The following is an 18,221-nucleotide window of genomic DNA, read 5'->3' as shown; positions in this document are numbered from 1 at the left end:
CCCGCCATTTCTTTAACATTGCAGATAAGACAAATATGACGAGCGAAATCACGATAAACCCTAACGACGTACAAATCGAAAACGGCTGGAAGACCGCCCTTTACGACGAATTCGGCAAACCCTACTTTGTCCGCATCAAGCAAATCCTGATGGATGCCAAGGAAGCGCACATCCCCGTTTACCCGCCGGGCAGCCTCATCTTTAACGCCTTCAACCGCACCCCGTACGACAAAGTACGCGTGGTCATCCTCGGTCAGGACCCCTACCACCAGCCCGGACAGGCGATGGGGCTCTCCTTTTCCGTGCCGCATGGCGTGCGCGTGCCGCCCTCGCTGCAAAATATCTACAAAGAACTCGAACGCAGCATTCCCGGCTTTGTCCCTCCCGATCACGGCGACCTAAGCGCCTGGGCGGATCAGGGCGTGCTGCTGCTCAACGCCAGCCTCACCGTTGAGCGTGGCAAAGCGGGCAGTCACAGCCGCATCGGTTGGCAGACCTTCACCGATGCCGTCATCGAAACCCTGTCCAAAGAACGCAGCGACATCATCTTCATGCTGTGGGGCAACTATGCCAAGGACAAAATCCGCCTGATCGATGCCGACAAGCACTACATCCTCACCGCCGTACACCCCTCACCGCTGGCGGGCAACGGCTTCATCGGCTGCTCACACTTCGCCAGCGCCAACCAGATTCTCGAATCGCGCGGCGAAGCGCCAATTAACTGGCAGGTGTAACCGCCCGCTGCCATCAACAAAAAAACCGCCGCCCGGCGGTTTTTTTCTTCATGCACGAGGGCCGGGCAAAGCGCGACGACGGCAAAACCCAGTATTCGTCCCGCTTGGCGGGCCCTGTATTGACGCCGCTTGGCAGATTTTGACCGTGTACGAAGATCTGACTATAAAAAAATGGCGTCCCGCAGGCCGCCATTTGCGTAGGCATGACTTGAAATCAGAATTCGTGCCGTAGCAGGATTTTTGTCAGATAACTGTGTTCATCGCCTTGAGTACGGTATGCGCCTTTTACCTCGGTGAAAGTACGTTTGCTGAAATAATAGCGGTGCCCCAAATGGAATTGCTGCCAGTTTTTTTGTTTATCGTAATCCAGCATTTCCCAACCGGCGCGCAATTTCTGCGAGCCGAATGAATAATCGGCAGAAGTGGCAAAGAAATCGCCAAAACTTGCATGGTGCTGATAGTCAAAAGCAAGTTCCAGCGATTGTTTTTTGTCTTTATTCTCGAAAGGCGTATAGGCGATAGATGCCCCTATAATTTCATTTGTCTTGCCGCCCAATTCCGTTTCAATGGCATCCACGCTCGTCCGCTGATAACCCAGTGATGTATCCAGCCCATGCCCTTTATAGCCAATTGCCGCGTCATAAGCATTAAAGGCGTGCGTCTTGCCACCTTTAATCACTTCATGCCTGCCATCGAGAATGCCATCAACGGCAAACTTGAATCCGCTGCCGCCAATCTTGTCGAGATCGTAGCGGATCACTTTACCGGGGCGCGCAAGACCAATTGCGGCATCATCGAATACCGATTTGCCCATATAGCTTTTCCATACGGTTGCCTGCCTTCCCAAAGTCAATTTGCCGAAATTGCCTTTCAAGCCGATATAGCCTTCGCGCAAACCATTCAACCCGCTGCTTTCTTTCTTTTCTTTATGGGTCATGTAAATATTGAAAAATGCCTGCAACCCATTGCCCAAAGCCTCTTCGCCTTTAATGCCGACACGAACATGGTCGCTAAGATAATCCGCGCGTGTTTTTTCTTCTTTGTTGCGATCCGTTACGGTCACCCCTTGCGATATCGAGCCATATAAAGTCGCACTGCTACTGCCATCCTTGTCAGCGGCAAAGGTAGTACCGCCGACGACAGTGGGCAAGACAAACGCCAGCAAAGTCAGATGATTGCGCATAAATAACAAGTCCTCTCATTTAGATTAAAGATGCGCAAGCATAGCGATAACTTTAAGAAACCACAACAGGAATCCGGCTGACGGCAAGACGGTGCGGCATTGCTGCGGCTTCCTTGCCTTATCCCCCCCTGTCGTTGCAGGGACAGACGGGGATGATGGCGGTGTACTGGCTGGGCGTGGTCACGATTTCCGCCTCGATTTCATAGACTTTGCGCAGGCTGGCAGCCGAGACAATTTCGGCGAACGCGCCCTGCCCGGCAACGTGGCCTTTGTGCAGCAGCAGGATGGTTTGGGTATGACGTGCGGCGAGGTTGAGGTCGTGGATGGCGATGACCACCAGTGCACCGGTGCGCGCAACGTAGGCGTTCAGGCGGTCGAACACCTGCATCTGGTGGCGGATGTCGAGCGCGCTCGTCGCTTCGTCGAGCAGCAGCAGCTTTGGTTCGCGCAGGAGACGCTGGGCGAGGAGGACAAGTTGCTGCTGGCCGCCGGAGAGTTGCGTCATGCAGCGGTCGTGCAGGTGACCGATGCGGAAATCTTCCAGGATGGCGGCAGCGGCGTCGATATGCGCACTGCCCACGCGCAGGCCGAGGTGGTCGTGTTTGCCGAGCAGCACGGTTTCCAGCACGCTCAGTTCGGCTTCCACACGGCTGTTCTGCGGCATAAAGCCGATGTCGCGCAGGTTGACCGGCGCGTTTTGCCAACTGATGGTGCCGCTGTGCGCCTGCACGGTGGCAATCGCCTTGATGAGGGTGGATTTGCCGGTGCCGTTCGGGCCGATGAGGCCGACGATTTGCCCGGGTTCGAGGTGGGCGTTGATGTCGGCGAGGATGTTGGTGTGTCCGTAATTAACGCGGACGTGTTCGAGGATGAGGCTCATGCTGCGTTCCTTCTGCCGTTGCGAATGATGATGGCAAAAAGCATCGGCACGCCGGCGACGGCAGTGATGATGCCGACGGGGATGCTGCCGGACGGCGAGATGATTTTGCCGAAGACGGCGGCGCCAATGAGGATGACGGCACCGGTAACGGCGGCAAGCGGCAGGGCGAAGCGGTGGTCTTCGCCGACGAGCGAACGCGCCATGTGCGGCGCAATCAGGCCGACGAAACCGATGGTGCCGACGAAGGACACGGCGGCGGCGGTCAGCAGGGCGACGGTGATGAAGGTACGACGGCGCAGGCGGTCCACATGGATGCCGAGGCTCAGTGCATTGGCATCGCCGAGGCGCAGGGTGGTGAGCGCCCAGGTGTCGCGGATGATGAACGGCGCGCAGAGCGCGAAGACGGCGGTGATGACGGTCACCGAGGTCCAGCTCCCCTTGAGCAGGCTGCCGAAGAGCCAGTACACGATTTGCTGCAAGGCTTCCGGGCTGGCGATGAATTGCAGCAGCAGCTGGATGGACTGGAAAAAGAAGAGCACGGCGATGCCGCCCAGCACGAGGATTTCCGGTGCGGCGCTGCGCAGGATGGCGATGAGGTAGATGAGGCCGCAGGCGGCAAGTGTCATCAGGAAGGCGCTGGTGGGGACGATAAGGAACTGGTAATAGCTGTGATGGGCGAGGCCGGGCACGAGCCCGCCGAACATGATGGCCAGTGCCGCGCCGAAGCCTGCCGCCGCCGAGAAACCAAGGGTGAAGGGGCTGGCGAGCGGGTTGGCGAGGATGGTCTGCATCTGCAAACCGGCGAGGCCGAGGCTGATGCCGACGAGGATGCCGGTCAGCGTCTGCGGCATGCGCAGCCCCCAGAGGATGGTCACGAGTTTGCGCAGGCGCACTTCTTCAGCGAGAGCGTCGCGCAGACCCTGCCATAGGGCATCGGGCAGGAATGATGCCGATGGCAGCGCATTTAGCAGCGTTTCGGCGCGCACACTGCGGCTTTTGTCGTAAAACGGCCCGGCGTGCAGCGCCTTGAAAATATCGGCAAGCGGCATCCCGGAAGGACCACTGGCGAGATCGGCGAGGGTGAGGAGGAGCAGGATGACGGCAGCGGCAACGAGGATGAAGAGACGCTTGTCCGCACCGTGGCGGTAATATGCGTGCAGGGAAGGTGGGGACATGGAAGTTCCTATGGGTGGATGGGTTTAGGCAACCGCCAAGCGGGATAAAGCCTGGGCTCACGGACAGCCGTCAAGCGGGATAAACACTGGACTCGCGGGCTGCCGCCAAGCGGGATAAATCCTGGGTTCGCGGGCTGCTCTGCTGCCAAGCGGGATAAATCCTGGACTCGCGAACTGCCGCCAAGCGGGATAAAACCTGGGCTCGCGAACTGCCGCCAAGCGGGATAAACGCTGGGCTCGCGGACTGCCGCCAAGCGGGATAAACACTGGGTCCGCAGCCACTCAGGAAAGCAGGCGCAGATGCACACTCTGCCCGTTGGCGACGGCCTGTTGCAGCACGGGTTCGAGCAGGTTGATGTCGTCCAGCACATCTTCCAGCCCGCAGGCTTCCAGGCCTTCATCGAAGCTGCCGGGGTGGGCGGTGTAATACTCGCGCAAGGCGTGGATACTGCGCAAAAGGCCTTGCGGGTCATGCCATTCGGCTTCGACGCCATCATGCTCTGCGCGCATCTCTTCGGCCAGCGTATTCATCTCTTCAGCATGGCCGTTTTCTGCGATGAAATCGGCCAGCACGACATCAAATTCATCGCTGTGGAGAAAATCACCCATATCGTCAACCCATTCGGCACTATCAACAAATTCACTGATGCGGGTAACACCGAGGACGTCGCATTGATCATCCAGGGTTTCTTCGGCAAAGAAAAAGCCGGGCAGGTCTTCTTCTACGGCGGTTTCGTTACCGTCGCTATCGCGCAGGATTAGCCAGAGGGTCATCATGGTGGACTCCTTGGGTCATGAATGGACGGAAGCCCGCGCGTTACCGCGCGGGCGATGGTTTTATTTGTGATACTGCGTCATGAACACGCCATCAGCGGGGATGGGCAGCCATTTCTGGTAGTAATCACGCAGGTTTTGCACGGGATCCACATCCTTGAAGGCTTCCGGATAGAGCTGCTTGGCGATGAATTGCGCATAGACATAGTCGGAAAGCGTGCGCGCACCGCCGTGGTAGAGGGCGAAGACCTCCCCTTTCTGCACAGCCGGCAAATCCACCCAGCCGGGGCGTTTGAGGTAGGCGGTGATGCGTCCGTTCGCAGTTTTTTCATCCGTACCGAAGCCGACGGCCACCGCCTGCGGCTTGTTCAGCCATTCGGAACCGGCGAGGAAGATGAGGTCGGGCGCTTCGCTGATGATGTATTCGGGACTGAGCGGGCCGTAGCTGCCGATCTGGCCTTGGGCGATGTTCTGTCCGCCGAGCTGGGTGATGAGCGCGCCCCACATACCGTTGCCATAGCTGTTGCCCAACGTGTCCGCGCCGTCGCGCGCCAGTTCGACGTACACTTTTTTCGGGGAGGGTTTCAGCGACGCGATGCGTTTTTCAATATCGGCGAAGGCGTTTTTGTAGTTATCTGCCAGTTCCTTGGCGCGTTCTTCCTGACCCAGCAGGGTGCCAAGAGCGAGGGTGGATGTGACGTGCTTATCCACGGTTTGCGCGTTGTAATCAAGGACGACGTAAGGGATGCCCGCGTCGTCAAACTGTTTGACCGATTCGCCGAGGGCATCGTAGTTCCAGGCACCGAGGATGACGAGGTCGGGGTTGGCGGCGATGATTTTTTCAATGGAAAAAGTGCCGTCTTCGGTATTGCCGATGTCGGGAATATCTTTCAGCTTGGGCAGGGCTTTTTCATAAAGCGCGTATTGCTGCGGCCGCCAGTCTTTCCAGGTGGAAAGCGCAAGGGCGACGACTTTGTCCATGGCGTCTTTGCCGCCGATGGCGAGATAGTCTTCGTAGTAGAAGCCGAGAACAACGCGTTCAGGCACTTTGGGAACAGTCACGGTGCGACCTTTCACGTCGGTAGCGGTCAGGTCGGCATGGGCGGTGAGGGCGCTCAGGGTCAGCGCGGCGGCGAGGAGCAGTTTTCTCATACGGAACCTTTTGTTTGCAAGAGGAAATGTGGGCACGATGGTGCGGTCGCGATTATAGGTTAAGGATTTTGCGGATGCGATCGTTTCTTATCCTGTTGACCGTGTGCCGCTGCAGCGAAGCGGCTATAATTTCCTCACATCTCACCAATACCAAGGAGCACATCATGCCTATTGACCTTACTTCCCAGTTCAGCGGTGGTACCGTCTTCATCATCGTCCTGATTATCCTCGCATTTTGGTTTGGCCGTCGGGCCATCCAGATTGTGGATCAGGGTACGGAACGCACCGTGCTCCGTCTTGGCCGCTACAACCGCACCCTCGAACCCGGTTTCCACTTCATCGTACCGCTGTGGGAGCGCGCCGACCGCAAGGTCAACATGAAAGAAACGGTGCTGGATGTGCCGCGTCAGGAAGTCATCACCAAAGACAACGCCCAGGTGACGGTGGACGGCGTCGTCTTCTTCCAGATCACAAATGCCGCCCGCGCCTGCTACTCGGTGGACGATCTCGAACTCGCCATCCTCAACCTCGCCACCACCAACCTGCGTACCGTGGCCGGCTCGATGACACTCGACGACCTGCAATCGCAGCGCGATGCCATCAACGTCCGCCTGCTTGCCATCATTGACGAAGCCACCGACCCCTGGGGCGTGAAAGTCACCCGCGTCGAAATCAAGGACATCACCCCGCCCACCGATCTTGTTGATGCCATGGCGCGGCAGAAAAAAGCCGAACAAATCAAGCGGGCGCAAATCCTCGAAGCCGAAGGGCACCGTCAGGCGGAAATCCTGCGCGCCGAAGGCCTGAAACAATCGCAAGTGCTTGAAGCCGAAGGCCGCAAAGAAGCCGCCTTCCTCGAAGCCGAGGCGCGCGAGCGGCAGGCACAGGCCGAAGCACGGGCAACGGATATGGTCTCCAAAGCCATCGCCGAAGGCGGCACCAACGCCATCAACTACTTCGTCGCCCAGGAATACGTGCGCGCGCTGGCCAAATTCGCCGAAAGCGAGCAACAAAAAACCGTCTTCATGCCGATGGAATCCAGCGGCATCATCGGCGCCCTCGGTGGTATCGCAGAAATGTTCAAACAGGGCAAAGACGACTCGCAGCCGGGTAAACGGACATGAAACGGCTGGCGCTGAGTCTGGGACTCGCCCTCAGTCTGACGGCGACGGCAGAAACCCCGCTGGAAGCGGCGAAAGCCGCTTTCGAGCGGGGCGATGCGGCAGAAGCCGTGCGTATCTACACCGCCCTGGCCGCAGACGGCAACGCCAAAGCGCAATACAACCTGGCGTATTGCTATCAGGAAGGCTTGGGCATCGCCGCTGATCGCAGTAAAGCCCGCACACTGCTGCAACAAGCCGCTGCGCAGCGCCTGCCCGAAGCCGAATACCGCCTCGGTCTCCTGCTCCTCTACGGCATGGACGGCGTCATCACCTACGAATCCCCGGCCATGCAGTCATACAACACCCCGTCGCCGCCGGTGCGCAGCTACGCCATGGTCCTCATCAACCGCGCCGCCGCGCAAGCGCACCTACCCGCCATCGAAGAACTGGCTTCCATCTACGACCGGGGCATCGGCATCCCCGCCGACAGCCGCCGCGCCGTCTACTGGTACCACCGCGCCGCCGCCCTGGGCAGCACCGCCGCCCAAAAAACCCTTGCCTATCACTACCTGCGCGCGGATGGTGTCGTGCGCAACTGCCCCGTCGCCCGGCAACTGCTCGAACAGGCCGCCGCCGGAGGCGACTGGGCGGCAAGCGGTGAACTGTCTGCCCTGTACCGCAACGGCGAATGCGTCGAAAAAAGCGCGGTGCAAGCCGAAATCTGGCAGAAAAAAGCCCGCGACACCTATCTGCGCGCCACCCACGGACAAGGAAAATGACTCCCCTCCCGCCCGAACTCCCGACAGACCGTAACCGCTGGTACTACAGCCGCTTGCTGGGCGGGGCGGCGCTTATTCTCATCAGCACCACCACCTTCGCCCTCTACCTCTACAACCCTGACCTTTTCCGCCGGGAAAAAGTGCAGACCATCAACATCCCCATCGCCGAGCTGCCCGCGCAGACGGAGGAAACCCCGCACGACGCGCCCGATGACGATCCCATCCGCCACTGGCAGGAACAGGCCGTGCGGGGCGACGCCGAAGCCCAATACCGTCTCGGCCTCGAATACCTGAATGCGCCCTACCCCGTGCAGCGTCGTGCCGGGCTGACCTGGCTGCGCGAAGCCGCCGCCCAGCACCACCTCTCCGCCGAAGAAACCCTGATGAACTACCTCTGGGACAAAAACCGCAGCGAGGCTGAACACTGGCTGCAACGCGCAGCGGAAGAAGGCTCTCGCGACGCACAGACCGCCCTGGCGGAAAGCCTCACCCCGCCCGACCCCGCCGATAAAACGACGGACAGACAGCCATGAAGCGCCGCCCGCCCTGGCTCGACTGGGCCACCGAACTGCAAAGCCTCGCCCAGGCGGGGCTGGCCTACAGCAAAGATCCCTTCGACATCGAACGCTTCACCCGCATCCGCGCCATCGCCGCCGACATCCTGCACCACCACACAGACCTGCCCTCTGAAAAAATCCGCGACCTCTTCTGCAACGAAAGCGGCTACCAGACCCCGAAAGTGGACGCCCGCGCCGCCATCATTGGTGACGATGCCCGCATCCTGCTCGTGCAGGAAAACAACGGCCTGTGGGCGCTGCCCGGCGGCTGGGCCGACATCAACCATAGCATCGGCGAAAACGTCGCCAAAGAAGCCAAAGAAGAAGCGGGACTGGACGTCATCCCCGAACGCCTTATCGCCGTGCAGGACCACGCCCGCCACAACCACCCCGCCAACGCCTACACCATCTACAAAATCCACATCCTCTGCCGCGCGGTAGGCGGCGCCTTTTGCGCCAACAGCGAAACCATCGCCAGTGCCTGGTTCACCGAACACGACCTGCCACCGCTCGCCGAAAACAAAACCACCGCCGCACAAATCGCCCTCTGCTATGCCGCCTGGCGCGATCCCCACTGGCAACCGCCCTTTGACTAACCCAACCACAAGGAAAACCCATGTTTGAACCCGCATACTGGAACTGGCTCATCCTCACCGGCGTCTTCATACTGATTGAAGTGCTGACCGTCTCCTTCTTCTTCCTCTTCTGGGGTCTTGCGGCGCTGGTGCTCGTCATCATTACTTTTGCCGCCCCCGGGCTCGACTGGCACTGGCAGGGCGCGATCTTTGCCGCGCTCTCGCTCATCGCCATCCTGCTGTGGCGACAACTGGCGCGCCGCTGGCAAAGCCGCAAAGACGATGCCGCCTCGTTGCTCAACAAGCGCGGCGCCCAATACATCGGGCGCGAATACACCCTCGACACCCCGGTGGAAAACGGCTACGGCAAACTGAAAATCGGCGACAGCCTGTGGACCATCAACGGTGAAAACCTGCCCGCCGGCACCACCATTATCATCACCGCCGCCGAAGACAACCACCTGCACTACCGCAAAAAAATAACACCCATGTGCGCGCCTGAACCGCACAAGCACCGTAGAGTGGGCCTTAGCCCACCGGGTTAAAGCCGCCCTGCCTCATGACCGTTTGCGCGCTTTACCGCCTCGCCCCCTATGAAACACCACCTCCTCCTTATCCTCGCCTTCTTCATGGGCACCATCCACGCCGCCATGCCCGAACTCCAACCGCTGGCGGCGGGCGGTGCCTACGCCAATTTCACCTTTCACAACGTCCGCTACGGCGTCTATCGCGCTGATCCGGCGAAACTCACCCTGCACTGGAAAAATGCGGACGGCACGCCCTACGCCGGTCTCGGCACCCTGCGCCGCAGCCTCGAAGCAGAGGGCAAACGCGTCATTTTCCTGACCAACGCCGGCATTTACAGCGCGAACGACACCCCGGCGGGTCTGTGGGTCGAAAACAGGCAAACCCTCGTCCCGCTCAACACCAAAAACGGCAAGGGCAACTTCCACGTCCAGCCAAACGGCGTCTTCTATATCGAAAACGGCCGCGCCCACATCAAAACCACCGCCACCTACCAGCTCGGCAAACACCACCCGCAATGGGCGTTCCAGTCCGGCCCCATCCTCATCCTTGACGGCCAGATAAACCGCCGCTTCAACCAAACCCACAGCAGCCCGCACAAACGCAACGCCGTCTGCACCACCGACGACGGCGGCCTCTACTTCATCCTTAGCGAAAACTACGGCTTCGATGGCGAATGGCCCAGCCTTTACCGCTTCGCCGCCGCGCTGCAACACATCGGCTGCACCCAGGCACTCTACCTCGACGGCACCCTCTCCACCTGGTACATCCCGACCGTCAGCAGCACCTTCCACTGGACCCACCTCGTGGGCATCATTGCCATCACCAACACCCCACCATGAGCGAAAACACCTACGCCGCACTCGACCTCGGCTCCAACAGCTTCCACCTCCTCATTGCCCGCGCCGACAGCGACGGCATCCGCGTTGTCGACAAAATCAAGCACATGGTGCGCCTCGGCGAAGGACTGGACGACGACAACCGCATCGACGAAGCCGCCTGGGCGCGCGGCATCGCCGCATTAACCCAAATGGGGCAACGCCTCGCCGATATACCCGAAGACCATTGCCGCGCCGTCGGCACCAACACCCTGCGCGTTGCCGCAAACGGCGACGCCTTCCTCGCCGCCGGCGAAGCCGCGCTCGGCAAACCCATCGAAATCATCAGCGGCAGCGAAGAAGCGGCGCTCATCTACCTCGGCATCAGCGCCCACAACCACTTCACCGAACGCAGCCTCGTCATCGACATCGGTGGCGGCTCCACCGAAATCATCCTCGGCGAAGGCAATACCCCGCAAACCCTGCGCTCGCTCACCATCGGCTGCGCCAACATGGCCAAGCGCCACTTCCCCAAAGGTAAAATCACGAAAGCCGCCATCAAAAAAGCCTGCGACTACGCCGGTACCATCATCGAGCCACACATCCGCACCTACCTTGACGGCGAACCGTGGCAGCGCGTCGTCCTCAGCAGCGGCACCGCCAAAGCCATCGCCCGCGTCCTCAAAAGTGACCACATCAGCCGCGCCGACCTTGAAACCCTGCTCGACAAACTCGCCGACATCGGCAGCGCCGACAAACTGCCGAAAAAACTCGGTGTGGATGACGCGCGCGCCTTCGGCTTCACCGGCGGCATCTGCATCCTCGCCGCCCTCTACCAGCACCTCTGCATCGCAGACGCCATCGTCAGCCAGGAAGCCCTGCGCGAAGGTGTGCTGCTTGACCTCATGGGACGCGGCGACAGCAGCTACGACGAACGCGACGCCACCACCCGCGCCCTGCAACAACGCTTCGGCGTCGATACCGCACAAGCCGAACGCGTCGCCGCCCTCGCCACCCACCTCAACCGCCAACTGCCGGAAAAAACCCCGTCGCGCTTCGTCCCGCTCCTGCACTACGCCGCCGCCCTGCACGAAATCGGCTGGGCCATCGCCCGGCACGACCTCGACAAACACGGCGCCTACATCCTGAAAAACGCCGACATGCCGGGCTACTCGCGCCTGATGCAGGACATCACCGCCCTCCTCGTCAAAGCACAAAAACGCAAAATCCCCGACAAAGACATCGCCGCGCTACCAGAAGCGCACCACGCCTGGGTATGGCAAAACGCACTGGCGCTGCGCCTCGCCGTGCTTATCCAGCGCAGCCGCAACCCGATTGCCGCCATCGACTACCCGGACATCCGCCGCTTCGACGACACCTACCGCCTGCGTTTCCCGGACGGCTACCTCGCCGCCCACCCGCTGACCCGCGCCGACTTGCAGGAAGACCAGGCACTGTGGCAAGCGGAAAGCCCCTACAAACTCGACTTCGAATAACCGCCAGCCCGGTATTGATGCCGCTTGGCGCGTGCCGAACTCAAATCTTGCACGAAAAAAAAGCCCTCCTCCCCGTGGGGGAAGGGTTGGGATGGGGGTTAGACAAATCCGCGAAGCGACAAAACCCAGCAACGACGCTGCTTGGTGGGCCCAGCATTTACGCCGCTTGGCGCGTGCCAAACTCAAATCTTGTACGAAAAAAAGCCCTTCTCCCCGTGGGGGAAGGGTTGGGATGGGGGTTAGACAAATTCGCGAAGCGACAAACCCAGTAACAACGCCGCTTGACGGGCCCAGCAATTACACCGCTTGGCGCATGCCGAACTCAAATCTTGCACGAAAAAAAGCCCTTCTCCCCGTGGGGGAAGGGTTGGGATGGGGGTTAGACAAATTCGCGAAGCGACAAACCCAGTAACAACGCCGCTTGACGGGCCCAGAATTTATGCCGCTTGGCGCGTGCCGAACTCAAATCTTGCATAAAAAAAGGGGCTGTACTAGATTAGCAGATATGTTACCCTCCGAAAATGAAGATAACATATTGCAAATTAAAGAAAAAAGTACAGAAAGAATTACTCCGTTTTTTTTGTGCTAGAAGTTACTGCACGTTCCGCCGCCGATATTTTAGGTATCCATCCCAATTCGGCAGTCCTGTTCTACCGCAAAATTCGTATGGTTATCAGCCATCGTTTGAGCTTAGCAGCCGATGAAGTTTTTGATGGTTCTGTCGAATTGGACGAAAGCTATTTCGGCGGACGTCGCAAGGGCAGACGTGGTCGCGGTGCGGCGGGAAAAGTTGTTGTCTTCGGCATTCTGAAACGCAACGGACGGGTCTATACAGTTGTGGTAGATAATGCCAAATCTGAAAGCTTACTACCTGTTATCAAGAAGAAAATCATGCCTGACAGTATTTTTATACAGACAGCCTGAGCAGTTATGACAAACTGGATGTGAGCGGTTTTATCCATCACCGCATCAACCATTGCAAAGCGTTTGCCGAGCGCCAGAATCATATCAACGGCATTGAAAATTTTTGGAACCAAGCGAAGCGTGTACTGCGCAAATACAACGGCATTGACCGCAAATCTTTCCCGCTGTTCTTGAAAGAATGTGAATTTCGGTTTAACTTCGGTACGCCGTCCCAGCAGCTAAAAACGCTGCGTGATTGGTGTGAAATTTAGGACTAATCTAGTACAGCCCCTAAAAAAAAAAAGCCCTTCTCCCCGTGGGAGAAGGGTTGGGATGGGGGTTAGACAAATCCGCGAAGCGACAAAACCCAGTAACGACGCCGCTTGACGGGCCCTGCATTTATGTCGCTTGGCGCGTGCCGAACTCAAATCTTGCACGAAAAAAAGCCCTTCTCCCCGTGGGGGAAGGGTTGGGATGGGGGTTAGATAAATCCGCGAAGTGACAAAACCCAGCAACGACGCCGCTTGACGAGCCCAGCATTTTCGCCGCTTGGCGACTCCAGATGTCGCCAAGCGGCGCTTCCCGTTACGGCACTCAGCGCGCGAAATCCTCCGGCAAGAGAATCTTGCCGCAGTCATCCGTCTCGCCCACGCGGATTTTGCGCAGATAGCAGGTGCGGATAACTGCCGTCGCTTGCAGGGCAGCGAGATTTTCTTTGAGCTTGCGCGCGGCGTAATCGGGTTTGTAGGCAACGGATAGCACCACGGTCTTACCGTCGTCCGTCTTCACTTGTCCGAGATAAATATATCGGCCAAGGACAAAATCAGCGGAAGCGACATAGGCCAGTTCATCATCGAGATTCAAGATAGCGCTCATTAAAAACTCCGGATACGAAAGAGAGCACCATCATCCGCCTCCGCACCGCCACCGTCCATGACCTGCGGCAAACCCCGCCGCCCGGTGGCAGACACCTTATAATGCGCGCCGTTACCACCCTACCCTTCAGGACTACCCTCATGACCCTCTTGCACGACACGTTCCGCCATCTTGATACCGCCCGCCTGCCGACTCCCTGTTTCGTCGTCGATGCTGCCCTGCTTGAGCGCAACCTGCAACGCCTGCATCACGTGCAACAGGAAAGCGGCGCAAAAATCCTGCTGGCGCTGAAAGGCTTCGCCATGTACCACTACGCGCCGCTGATTGCCCGCTACCTGTGCGGCGTGTGCGCGAGCGGCCTGCACGAAGCGAAACTTGGGCGCGACTATTTCGGCGGCGAAGTGCATACATTCTCCGCCGCTTACCCGCCGGCGGATATGGCGGAAGTGCTGGCGCTCTCCGATCATGTCATTTTCAACTCCTTCAGCCAGTGGCAGCGCTACCGCGAGCAGGCGCTCGCTGCCGCCAAACATAAGTCGCTGCACTTCGGCCTGCGCATTAATCCGCAACAATCGGAAGGTACGGTGGAAATCTACGACCCCAGCGCCCCCGGCTCACGCCTCGGCATCGTGCGCGAGGCCTTCCGCCCGGAGCTGCTTGACGGCATCAGCGGTCTGCACTTCCACAACCTCTGCGAGCAGGACGTGCCGCCGCTGCAACGCACTCTCGCCGCCGTCGAGCGGCAATTTGGCGAGTTCCTGCCGCGTATGCAGTGGGTCAACTTTGGCGGCGGGCACCACATCACCCGTGAAGACTATCAGGTGGACGAACTCATCACCCTCATCCGTGCCTTCCGCAAGCGCTGGGGGGTGGAGGTTATCCTGGAGCCGGGTGAAGCGATCGCTATCAATACCGGCGTGTATGTCACCGAAGTGCTGGATGTGACCAAGAATGGTATCGACATCGCCATCATTGACGGCTCATGCAGCGCGCACCTGCCGGACGTGCTGGAAATGCCCTACCGCCCGGACGTGCTCGGCGGTGCCGCGCCACACGACAAGGCTCACACCTATCGTATCGGCGGCCTGACCTGCCTCGCCGGCGACGTCATCGGCGATTACAGCTTCGACCACCCGCTTACCGTCGGCGAACGCCTCATGTTTATGGACATGAGCCACTACACCATGGTCAAAACCAACACCTTCAACGGCGTCAAACTGCCCGCCATCGTCGCCTGGGACAGCCGTGACGACAGCCTGACCATCGTGCGCAGTTTCGGTTATGACGACTTCAAAACCCGTTTGTCCTGAAAAAATACAACCAAGAGATCACACATGAATATCGGCATCCACAGCGACCTGCACACCGAATGCAGCCTCTGCACCATCAGCAATCTTTCCGAACTCGACGTCCTCATCCTCGCCGGCGACATCGGCGATCCGGCCACCGTCCGCCTTTTCTTCGACTACCTGCGCCGCAAGACGACAAAACTGCCGGTGCTCTACGTCCTCGGCAACCACGAATACTACGGTTTTGCCATCAGCGAGGCGAAAGACATCTACCGCAGCATCAGCCAGGAATACGACATCACCCTGCTCGACGACGAGAGCATCACCCTCAACGGCATCCAGTTCAGCGGCACAACACTATGGAGCGACTTTACCCTGGCGGATAAACCGGCAGACGCCATGCGTTGGGCGGACGAAGTCCTGCCGGATTTCCGCGAAATTTATGATGACAACGGCGAGCCGCTAACCCCGCAAAAGATGGTCACCCTGCACAAACAAAGCTGCGCCTTCCTCAAAGAAGCCCTGCAACAGCCGGCGGAAAAACACGTCGTCATCAGCCATTTCCTGCCGCGCAGTAACCTCATCGCCAAGCGGCACTATCACAAAAAAGAAGGACTAACCCGCTCGGCCTATTGGGCGAACGAACTGCCGGAACTGACCGCCCACACCGATCTCTGGGTTTACGGGCACAGCCACGACAACATCAACACCTACATCGACAGCACCCGCTTCGCCAGCAACCAGCGCGGCTACAGCAAAGCCTACGACGGCAGCGAGCTGCGCGACTACAACCGCGAATACTATATCCTCCTCTGACGCTGAAGCCGCTTCCCGCTCAGGTGCCACCTGCCCAGAAATACTGCACGCAATGGAAGAATACCGGTGCGGCGAAGCACAGCGAATCCATGCGGTCGAGCATACCGCCGTGCCCTTCGATCAAATGCCCCCAGTCTTTCACACCGCGATCGCGCTTGATGGCCGACATCACCAGCCCGCCGAGGAAGCCCATCACGCAGGTCAAAAAGGCGATAGCGATCGCTTCCACCGGGCGAAACGGCGTAATCGCATAAAGCGCGCCACCGAGCAGCGCCGCGCTGCACACCCCGCCGACCGTGCCGATGACGGTTTTTGACGGCGACAACATCGGCAAAATCTTGCGTTTGCCGAACAACTTGCCCCACACATATTGCAGCACGTCGCTTGCCTGCACGACCGCTACCAGAAACAGCAGCAGCAGAATATTGTGCGAATAACCGGGGATGCGCAGATTCAGTAGCGCCGGAATGTGCGAGATGCAGTACACCGCAATCATTACCGCCCACTGTGCCGTCGCCGCGCGGCTCAGAAAATAGCGGCTGTCGCCGGACAGTGACGCTGCAATCGGCATGAACAAAAACGCATAGACCGGAATAAAGGTGAGGAACAGGCTCGAACTGCCCCAGAACACCAGCAGGTATTGCAGCGGCAGCACGAAGTAATAACACAGCACCAGCACGCGATAATCGCTGCGGCGGCTATATAACAGCGACAGAAACTCGCGCAGCGCGAAAAATGACACCAGCCAGAACAGCACAATCGTGCCGCCGCGCCCCAAGGCGAACGCCGCCGCCAGTACCGCCGACATCACCCACCACGCATGCACGCGTGCGCGCAGGTTGAGCAGAGTTGAGGTCGCCCCATAGCGGGCAAACAAAAGACGCGTTGTCACGCTCGCCGTGCACAAAATTGCCAGCATCGTGACAAACAGCCACAGCACCGTATGCTCATTCATAATCCACGCTCCTCTTGGCGCAGCACCGGCTGCAAAGCAAGTAACGACGCCTGCGCGAAGGCGAGAAAATCTTCCTTCTCCGGAAAATCACCGCCCCGGAAAGCCTGACCGAAACGCACACTGCACAACATCGGCACCGGCAGCAGCTTGCCCTTCGGCAGCACGCGCTGGATGTTGTGAATCCACACCGGCACCAGCTGACAATCCGGCCGCGCTTCCGTCAAATGAAAAATCCCGCTTTTGAACGGCTGCAACAGCACATTGTCGTTACCATTGCGCGTACCTTCGGGGAAAACCAGCAAATCTGCACCGCTATCCAGCGCGGCCACCATCTGATTGACTGCCGCTTGCGGCTCGCCGCTCTTGCGCGTAATCAGCACCATGTTGAACACCTGATGGGCGATGAAACGGCGCAGCGGCGAGGATTGCCAATAATCAGCAGCAGCAACGGGGCGCACCTGTCGCCGCAGGATGAGCGGCAGCGACACCCAGATCAGCATGAAATCACCGTGGCTGTTGTGATTGGCGTAATACACCCGCCCGCCTGGCGAACGCTCGCGCAAATGCGGCAAAGGCTGCGAACGCGCCCCCGTCAATATAATCACCAGCCAAGACAATAATTTATCCACCAGAAGGGCGAGCCAGCCACCCTCACGACGCGATCGCACACGCATGGAATTTCCCCATGAAAAAACGGTAAAAACGGCGGAGATTATAGCGACTTTGCCATATATTCATGGCACAAGGCATGCGGTGGCAGCCACTGCTCTCTCTGGCGGCGATTGCTAGCAGTCTTACCGCTGCTCAGGTTCAAGCGCACGCTGCATCGCTACAAAATAGGCTTGCAGCGCTTCTTCACCGAAACCCGCACCATAGGCGAGGAAAGGAGGATTGATGGTGGAACGGGCACCGTAACTGCCCGGAAGATTGCCGTAATAGCGCAGACCACCGCCTGCTTCGCGCAGCAGGATGTCGCCTGCGGCGGTATCCCATTGACTGGTGGTAGGGGAAAGCTTAGGGTAGATGTCGGCACGACCTTCGGCGATAGCGCAGAACTTGAGGGCGCTGCCGCAGCAGATGTGGTGATAATGACCAAAATTGGTATCGAGATAGTCGCGCATGATGCGGCTGAGACGTGCTCGCGCGGTAATGACGGTCGGCGGCAGTGGTGCCTGACGGCAGTGCAGGCGGGTATGTTCCGCGCCGTCGTACTTGTATGCCCCTTTATCACGCAGGGCATACCAGTAAGCGCCGCTAATTGGCGCATAAATGAAACCAAGGGATGGCTTGCCGTGCTGTATGCGGGCAATAGCAATGCAGAATTGGTCGCTGCGCTCAATGAATTCGCGCGTACCGTCAATGGGGTCTATCAACCAGTAATCGTCAGGCGGATGCTGATGTACACGGGCATCTGATTCTTCGCTAAGACAAGGCAGATCCATCAAGTGCGGTAATCCACGTACGAGCATGTCATGCGCGGTGAGATCCGCTTCGGTCAGCGGGGTGTGATTGTCCTTAACCCGGACATGGTAACTGTCCGGATGATCGTAATATGACAAAATTGCCGCCCCCGTCTGTGCGGCGAGGGCGGCGATATCGGCAATGAGGCGCTGTTCGTCAGCGTTCAGCAT

19 protein-coding genes and 1 pseudogene are annotated in these 18,221 nt (G+C 58.9%); 11 read left to right on the top strand and 9 right to left on the bottom strand.

What is annotated here, in order from left to right:
* Positions 1-35: 35 nt before the first annotated feature.
* Entirely contained in the window at positions 36-734 is a 699-nt protein-coding gene (ung, locus tag DY250_RS02220; RefSeq protein WP_006986364.1) for a uracil-DNA glycosylase, read from the top strand.
* 214 nt (positions 735-948) lie between these two features.
* Here ung and DY250_RS02215 read toward each other — a convergent pair whose 3' ends face one another.
* The 5 genes from DY250_RS02215 to DY250_RS02195 all read right to left on the bottom strand — a co-directional run bounded on the left by DY250_RS02215 (position 949) and on the right by DY250_RS02195 (position 5,898).
* Positions 949-1,917, bottom strand: a complete 969-nt coding sequence (locus tag DY250_RS02215) for a porin (protein ID WP_115610724.1) — start codon at positions 1,915-1,917, stop codon at positions 949-951.
* A 118-nt stretch (positions 1,918-2,035) separates the two neighbouring features.
* Positions 2,036-2,797 carry an ABC transporter ATP-binding protein gene (locus DY250_RS02210; protein ID WP_115610723.1) on the bottom strand — a complete coding sequence of 254 codons (762 nt, stop codon included), beginning with the start codon at positions 2,795-2,797 and terminating at the stop codon, positions 2,036-2,038.
* Positions 2,794-3,972 carry a FecCD family ABC transporter permease gene (locus tag DY250_RS02205; RefSeq protein ID WP_115610722.1) on the bottom strand — a complete coding sequence of 393 codons (1,179 nt, stop codon included), beginning with the start codon at positions 3,970-3,972 and terminating at the stop codon, positions 2,794-2,796. Before DY250_RS02205 ends, DY250_RS02210 begins: the two co-directional genes overlap by 4 nt.
* Before the next feature lie 282 nt (positions 3,973-4,254).
* Entirely contained in the window at positions 4,255-4,749 is a 495-nt protein-coding gene (locus DY250_RS02200) for a hypothetical protein (protein ID WP_115610721.1), read from the bottom strand.
* A gap of 60 nt (positions 4,750-4,809) precedes the next feature.
* A complete protein-coding gene (locus tag DY250_RS02195) occupies positions 4,810-5,898 on the bottom strand; it encodes an ABC transporter substrate-binding protein (protein WP_006986358.1) in 1,089 nt (362 codons plus the stop codon).
* A gap of 164 nt (positions 5,899-6,062) precedes the next feature.
* On the opposite strand from DY250_RS02195, the gene DY250_RS02190 reads away from it, so the two are divergent.
* The 8 genes and pseudogenes from DY250_RS02190 to DY250_RS02155 all read left to right on the top strand — a co-directional run bounded on the left by DY250_RS02190 (position 6,063) and on the right by DY250_RS02155 (position 12,926).
* The gene (locus tag DY250_RS02190) at positions 6,063-7,022 is read left to right on the top strand and encodes an SPFH domain-containing protein (protein ID WP_115610720.1); all 960 of its coding nucleotides are present in this window, start codon (positions 6,063-6,065) and stop codon (positions 7,020-7,022) included.
* Entirely contained in the window at positions 7,019-7,780 is a 762-nt protein-coding gene (locus DY250_RS02185; protein WP_115610719.1) for a tetratricopeptide repeat protein, read from the top strand. Before DY250_RS02190 ends, DY250_RS02185 begins: the two co-directional genes overlap by 4 nt.
* Positions 7,777-8,313: a tetratricopeptide repeat protein gene (locus tag DY250_RS02180; RefSeq protein ID WP_006986355.1), complete on the top strand. Its 537-nt coding sequence runs from the start codon at positions 7,777-7,779 to the stop codon at positions 8,311-8,313. Before DY250_RS02185 ends, DY250_RS02180 begins: the two co-directional genes overlap by 4 nt.
* Complete coding sequence (locus tag DY250_RS02175) at positions 8,310-8,933, top strand: NUDIX hydrolase N-terminal domain-containing protein (protein WP_115610717.1); 624 nt, start codon at positions 8,310-8,312, stop codon at positions 8,931-8,933. Before DY250_RS02180 ends, DY250_RS02175 begins: the two co-directional genes overlap by 4 nt.
* Positions 8,934-8,953: 20 nt before the next feature.
* Entirely contained in the window at positions 8,954-9,457 is a 504-nt protein-coding gene (locus DY250_RS02170) for an NfeD family protein (protein WP_245951000.1), read from the top strand.
* 48 nt (positions 9,458-9,505) lie between these two features.
* Positions 9,506-10,279, top strand: coding sequence for a phosphodiester glycosidase family protein (locus DY250_RS02165; protein WP_115610716.1), 774 nt, complete (start codon positions 9,506-9,508; stop codon positions 10,277-10,279).
* Positions 10,276-11,751 carry a Ppx/GppA phosphatase family protein gene (locus DY250_RS02160; protein ID WP_115610715.1) on the top strand — a complete coding sequence of 492 codons (1,476 nt, stop codon included), beginning with the start codon at positions 10,276-10,278 and terminating at the stop codon, positions 11,749-11,751. Before DY250_RS02165 ends, DY250_RS02160 begins: the two co-directional genes overlap by 4 nt.
* 521 nt (positions 11,752-12,272) lie before the next feature.
* Positions 12,273-12,926, top strand: a pseudogene (locus tag DY250_RS02155) (IS1595 family transposase).
* A gap of 322 nt (positions 12,927-13,248) precedes the next feature.
* Here the strand turns inward: DY250_RS02155 and DY250_RS02150 are convergent.
* Positions 13,249-13,530: a hypothetical protein gene (locus DY250_RS02150; protein ID WP_115610714.1), complete on the bottom strand. Its 282-nt coding sequence runs from the start codon at positions 13,528-13,530 to the stop codon at positions 13,249-13,251.
* Between the two features lie 140 nt (positions 13,531-13,670).
* On the opposite strand from DY250_RS02150, the gene nspC reads away from it, so the two are divergent.
* Both nspC and DY250_RS02140 read left to right on the top strand, forming a co-directional pair.
* On the top strand, positions 13,671-14,840 hold the full coding sequence (gene nspC, locus DY250_RS02145; RefSeq protein WP_115610713.1) for a carboxynorspermidine decarboxylase: 1,170 nt from the start codon (positions 13,671-13,673) through the stop codon (positions 14,838-14,840).
* Between the two features lie 24 nt (positions 14,841-14,864).
* Positions 14,865-15,635: a metallophosphoesterase family protein gene (locus DY250_RS02140; protein WP_115610712.1), complete on the top strand. Its 771-nt coding sequence runs from the start codon at positions 14,865-14,867 to the stop codon at positions 15,633-15,635.
* A gap of 19 nt (positions 15,636-15,654) precedes the next feature.
* On the opposite strand, the gene DY250_RS02135 is transcribed toward DY250_RS02140, so the two are convergent.
* The 3 genes from DY250_RS02135 to DY250_RS02125 form a co-directional block, all read right to left on the bottom strand.
* A complete protein-coding gene (locus DY250_RS02135; protein WP_115610711.1) occupies positions 15,655-16,590 on the bottom strand; it encodes a phosphatidate cytidylyltransferase in 936 nt (311 codons plus the stop codon).
* Positions 16,587-17,264, bottom strand: coding sequence for a lysophospholipid acyltransferase family protein (locus DY250_RS02130; RefSeq protein ID WP_115610710.1), 678 nt, complete (start codon positions 17,262-17,264; stop codon positions 16,587-16,589). The genes DY250_RS02135 and DY250_RS02130 overlap by 4 nt, the downstream gene beginning before the upstream one ends.
* A 120-nt stretch (positions 17,265-17,384) precedes the next feature.
* A complete protein-coding gene (locus DY250_RS02125) occupies positions 17,385-18,221 on the bottom strand; it encodes a 3'(2'),5'-bisphosphate nucleotidase CysQ family protein (protein ID WP_115610709.1) in 837 nt (278 codons plus the stop codon).

The organism is Cardiobacterium valvarum (genome assembly GCF_900460955.1).
Lineage (GTDB): Bacteria > Pseudomonadota > Gammaproteobacteria > Cardiobacteriales > Cardiobacteriaceae > Cardiobacterium > Cardiobacterium valvarum.
The sequence above is the reverse complement of the archived record's forward strand: the minus strand, read 5'-3'. Positions and strand labels throughout refer to the sequence as shown.

Excerpts from the sequence above, each read along its gene's own strand:
- DY250_RS02190 (WP_115610720.1), top strand. The coding sequence starts at position 6,063 with ATGCCTATTGACCTTACTTCCCAGTTCAGCGGTGGTACCGTCTTCATC.
- nspC (WP_115610713.1), top strand. The coding sequence starts at position 13,671 with ATGACCCTCTTGCACGACACGTTCCGCCATCTTGATACCGCCCGCCTG.
- ung (WP_006986364.1), top strand. The coding sequence starts at position 36 with ATGACGAGCGAAATCACGATAAACCCTAACGACGTACAAATCGAAAAC.
- DY250_RS02175 (WP_115610717.1), top strand. The coding sequence starts at position 8,310 with ATGAAGCGCCGCCCGCCCTGGCTCGACTGGGCCACCGAACTGCAAAGC.
- DY250_RS02170 (WP_245951000.1), top strand. The coding sequence starts at position 8,954 with ATGTTTGAACCCGCATACTGGAACTGGCTCATCCTCACCGGCGTCTTC.
- DY250_RS02130 (WP_115610710.1), bottom strand. The coding sequence starts at position 17,264 with ATGCGTGTGCGATCGCGTCGTGAGGGTGGCTGGCTCGCCCTTCTGGTG.
- DY250_RS02160 (WP_115610715.1), top strand. The coding sequence starts at position 10,276 with ATGAGCGAAAACACCTACGCCGCACTCGACCTCGGCTCCAACAGCTTC.
- DY250_RS02150 (WP_115610714.1), bottom strand. The coding sequence starts at position 13,530 with ATGAGCGCTATCTTGAATCTCGATGATGAACTGGCCTATGTCGCTTCC.
- DY250_RS02185 (WP_115610719.1), top strand. The coding sequence starts at position 7,019 with ATGAAACGGCTGGCGCTGAGTCTGGGACTCGCCCTCAGTCTGACGGCG.
- DY250_RS02165 (WP_115610716.1), top strand. The coding sequence starts at position 9,506 with ATGAAACACCACCTCCTCCTTATCCTCGCCTTCTTCATGGGCACCATC.
- DY250_RS02210 (WP_115610723.1), bottom strand. The coding sequence starts at position 2,797 with ATGAGCCTCATCCTCGAACACGTCCGCGTTAATTACGGACACACCAAC.
- DY250_RS02140 (WP_115610712.1), top strand. The coding sequence starts at position 14,865 with ATGAATATCGGCATCCACAGCGACCTGCACACCGAATGCAGCCTCTGC.
- DY250_RS02135 (WP_115610711.1), bottom strand. The coding sequence starts at position 16,590 with ATGAATGAGCATACGGTGCTGTGGCTGTTTGTCACGATGCTGGCAATT.
- DY250_RS02200 (WP_115610721.1), bottom strand. The coding sequence starts at position 4,749 with ATGATGACCCTCTGGCTAATCCTGCGCGATAGCGACGGTAACGAAACC.
- DY250_RS02180 (WP_006986355.1), top strand. The coding sequence starts at position 7,777 with ATGACTCCCCTCCCGCCCGAACTCCCGACAGACCGTAACCGCTGGTAC.
- DY250_RS02205 (WP_115610722.1), bottom strand. The coding sequence starts at position 3,972 with ATGTCCCCACCTTCCCTGCACGCATATTACCGCCACGGTGCGGACAAG.
- DY250_RS02125 (WP_115610709.1), bottom strand. The coding sequence starts at position 18,221 with ATGCTGAACGCTGACGAACAGCGCCTCATTGCCGATATCGCCGCCCTC.
- DY250_RS02195 (WP_006986358.1), bottom strand. The coding sequence starts at position 5,898 with ATGAGAAAACTGCTCCTCGCCGCCGCGCTGACCCTGAGCGCCCTCACC.
- DY250_RS02215 (WP_115610724.1), bottom strand. The coding sequence starts at position 1,917 with ATGCGCAATCATCTGACTTTGCTGGCGTTTGTCTTGCCCACTGTCGTC.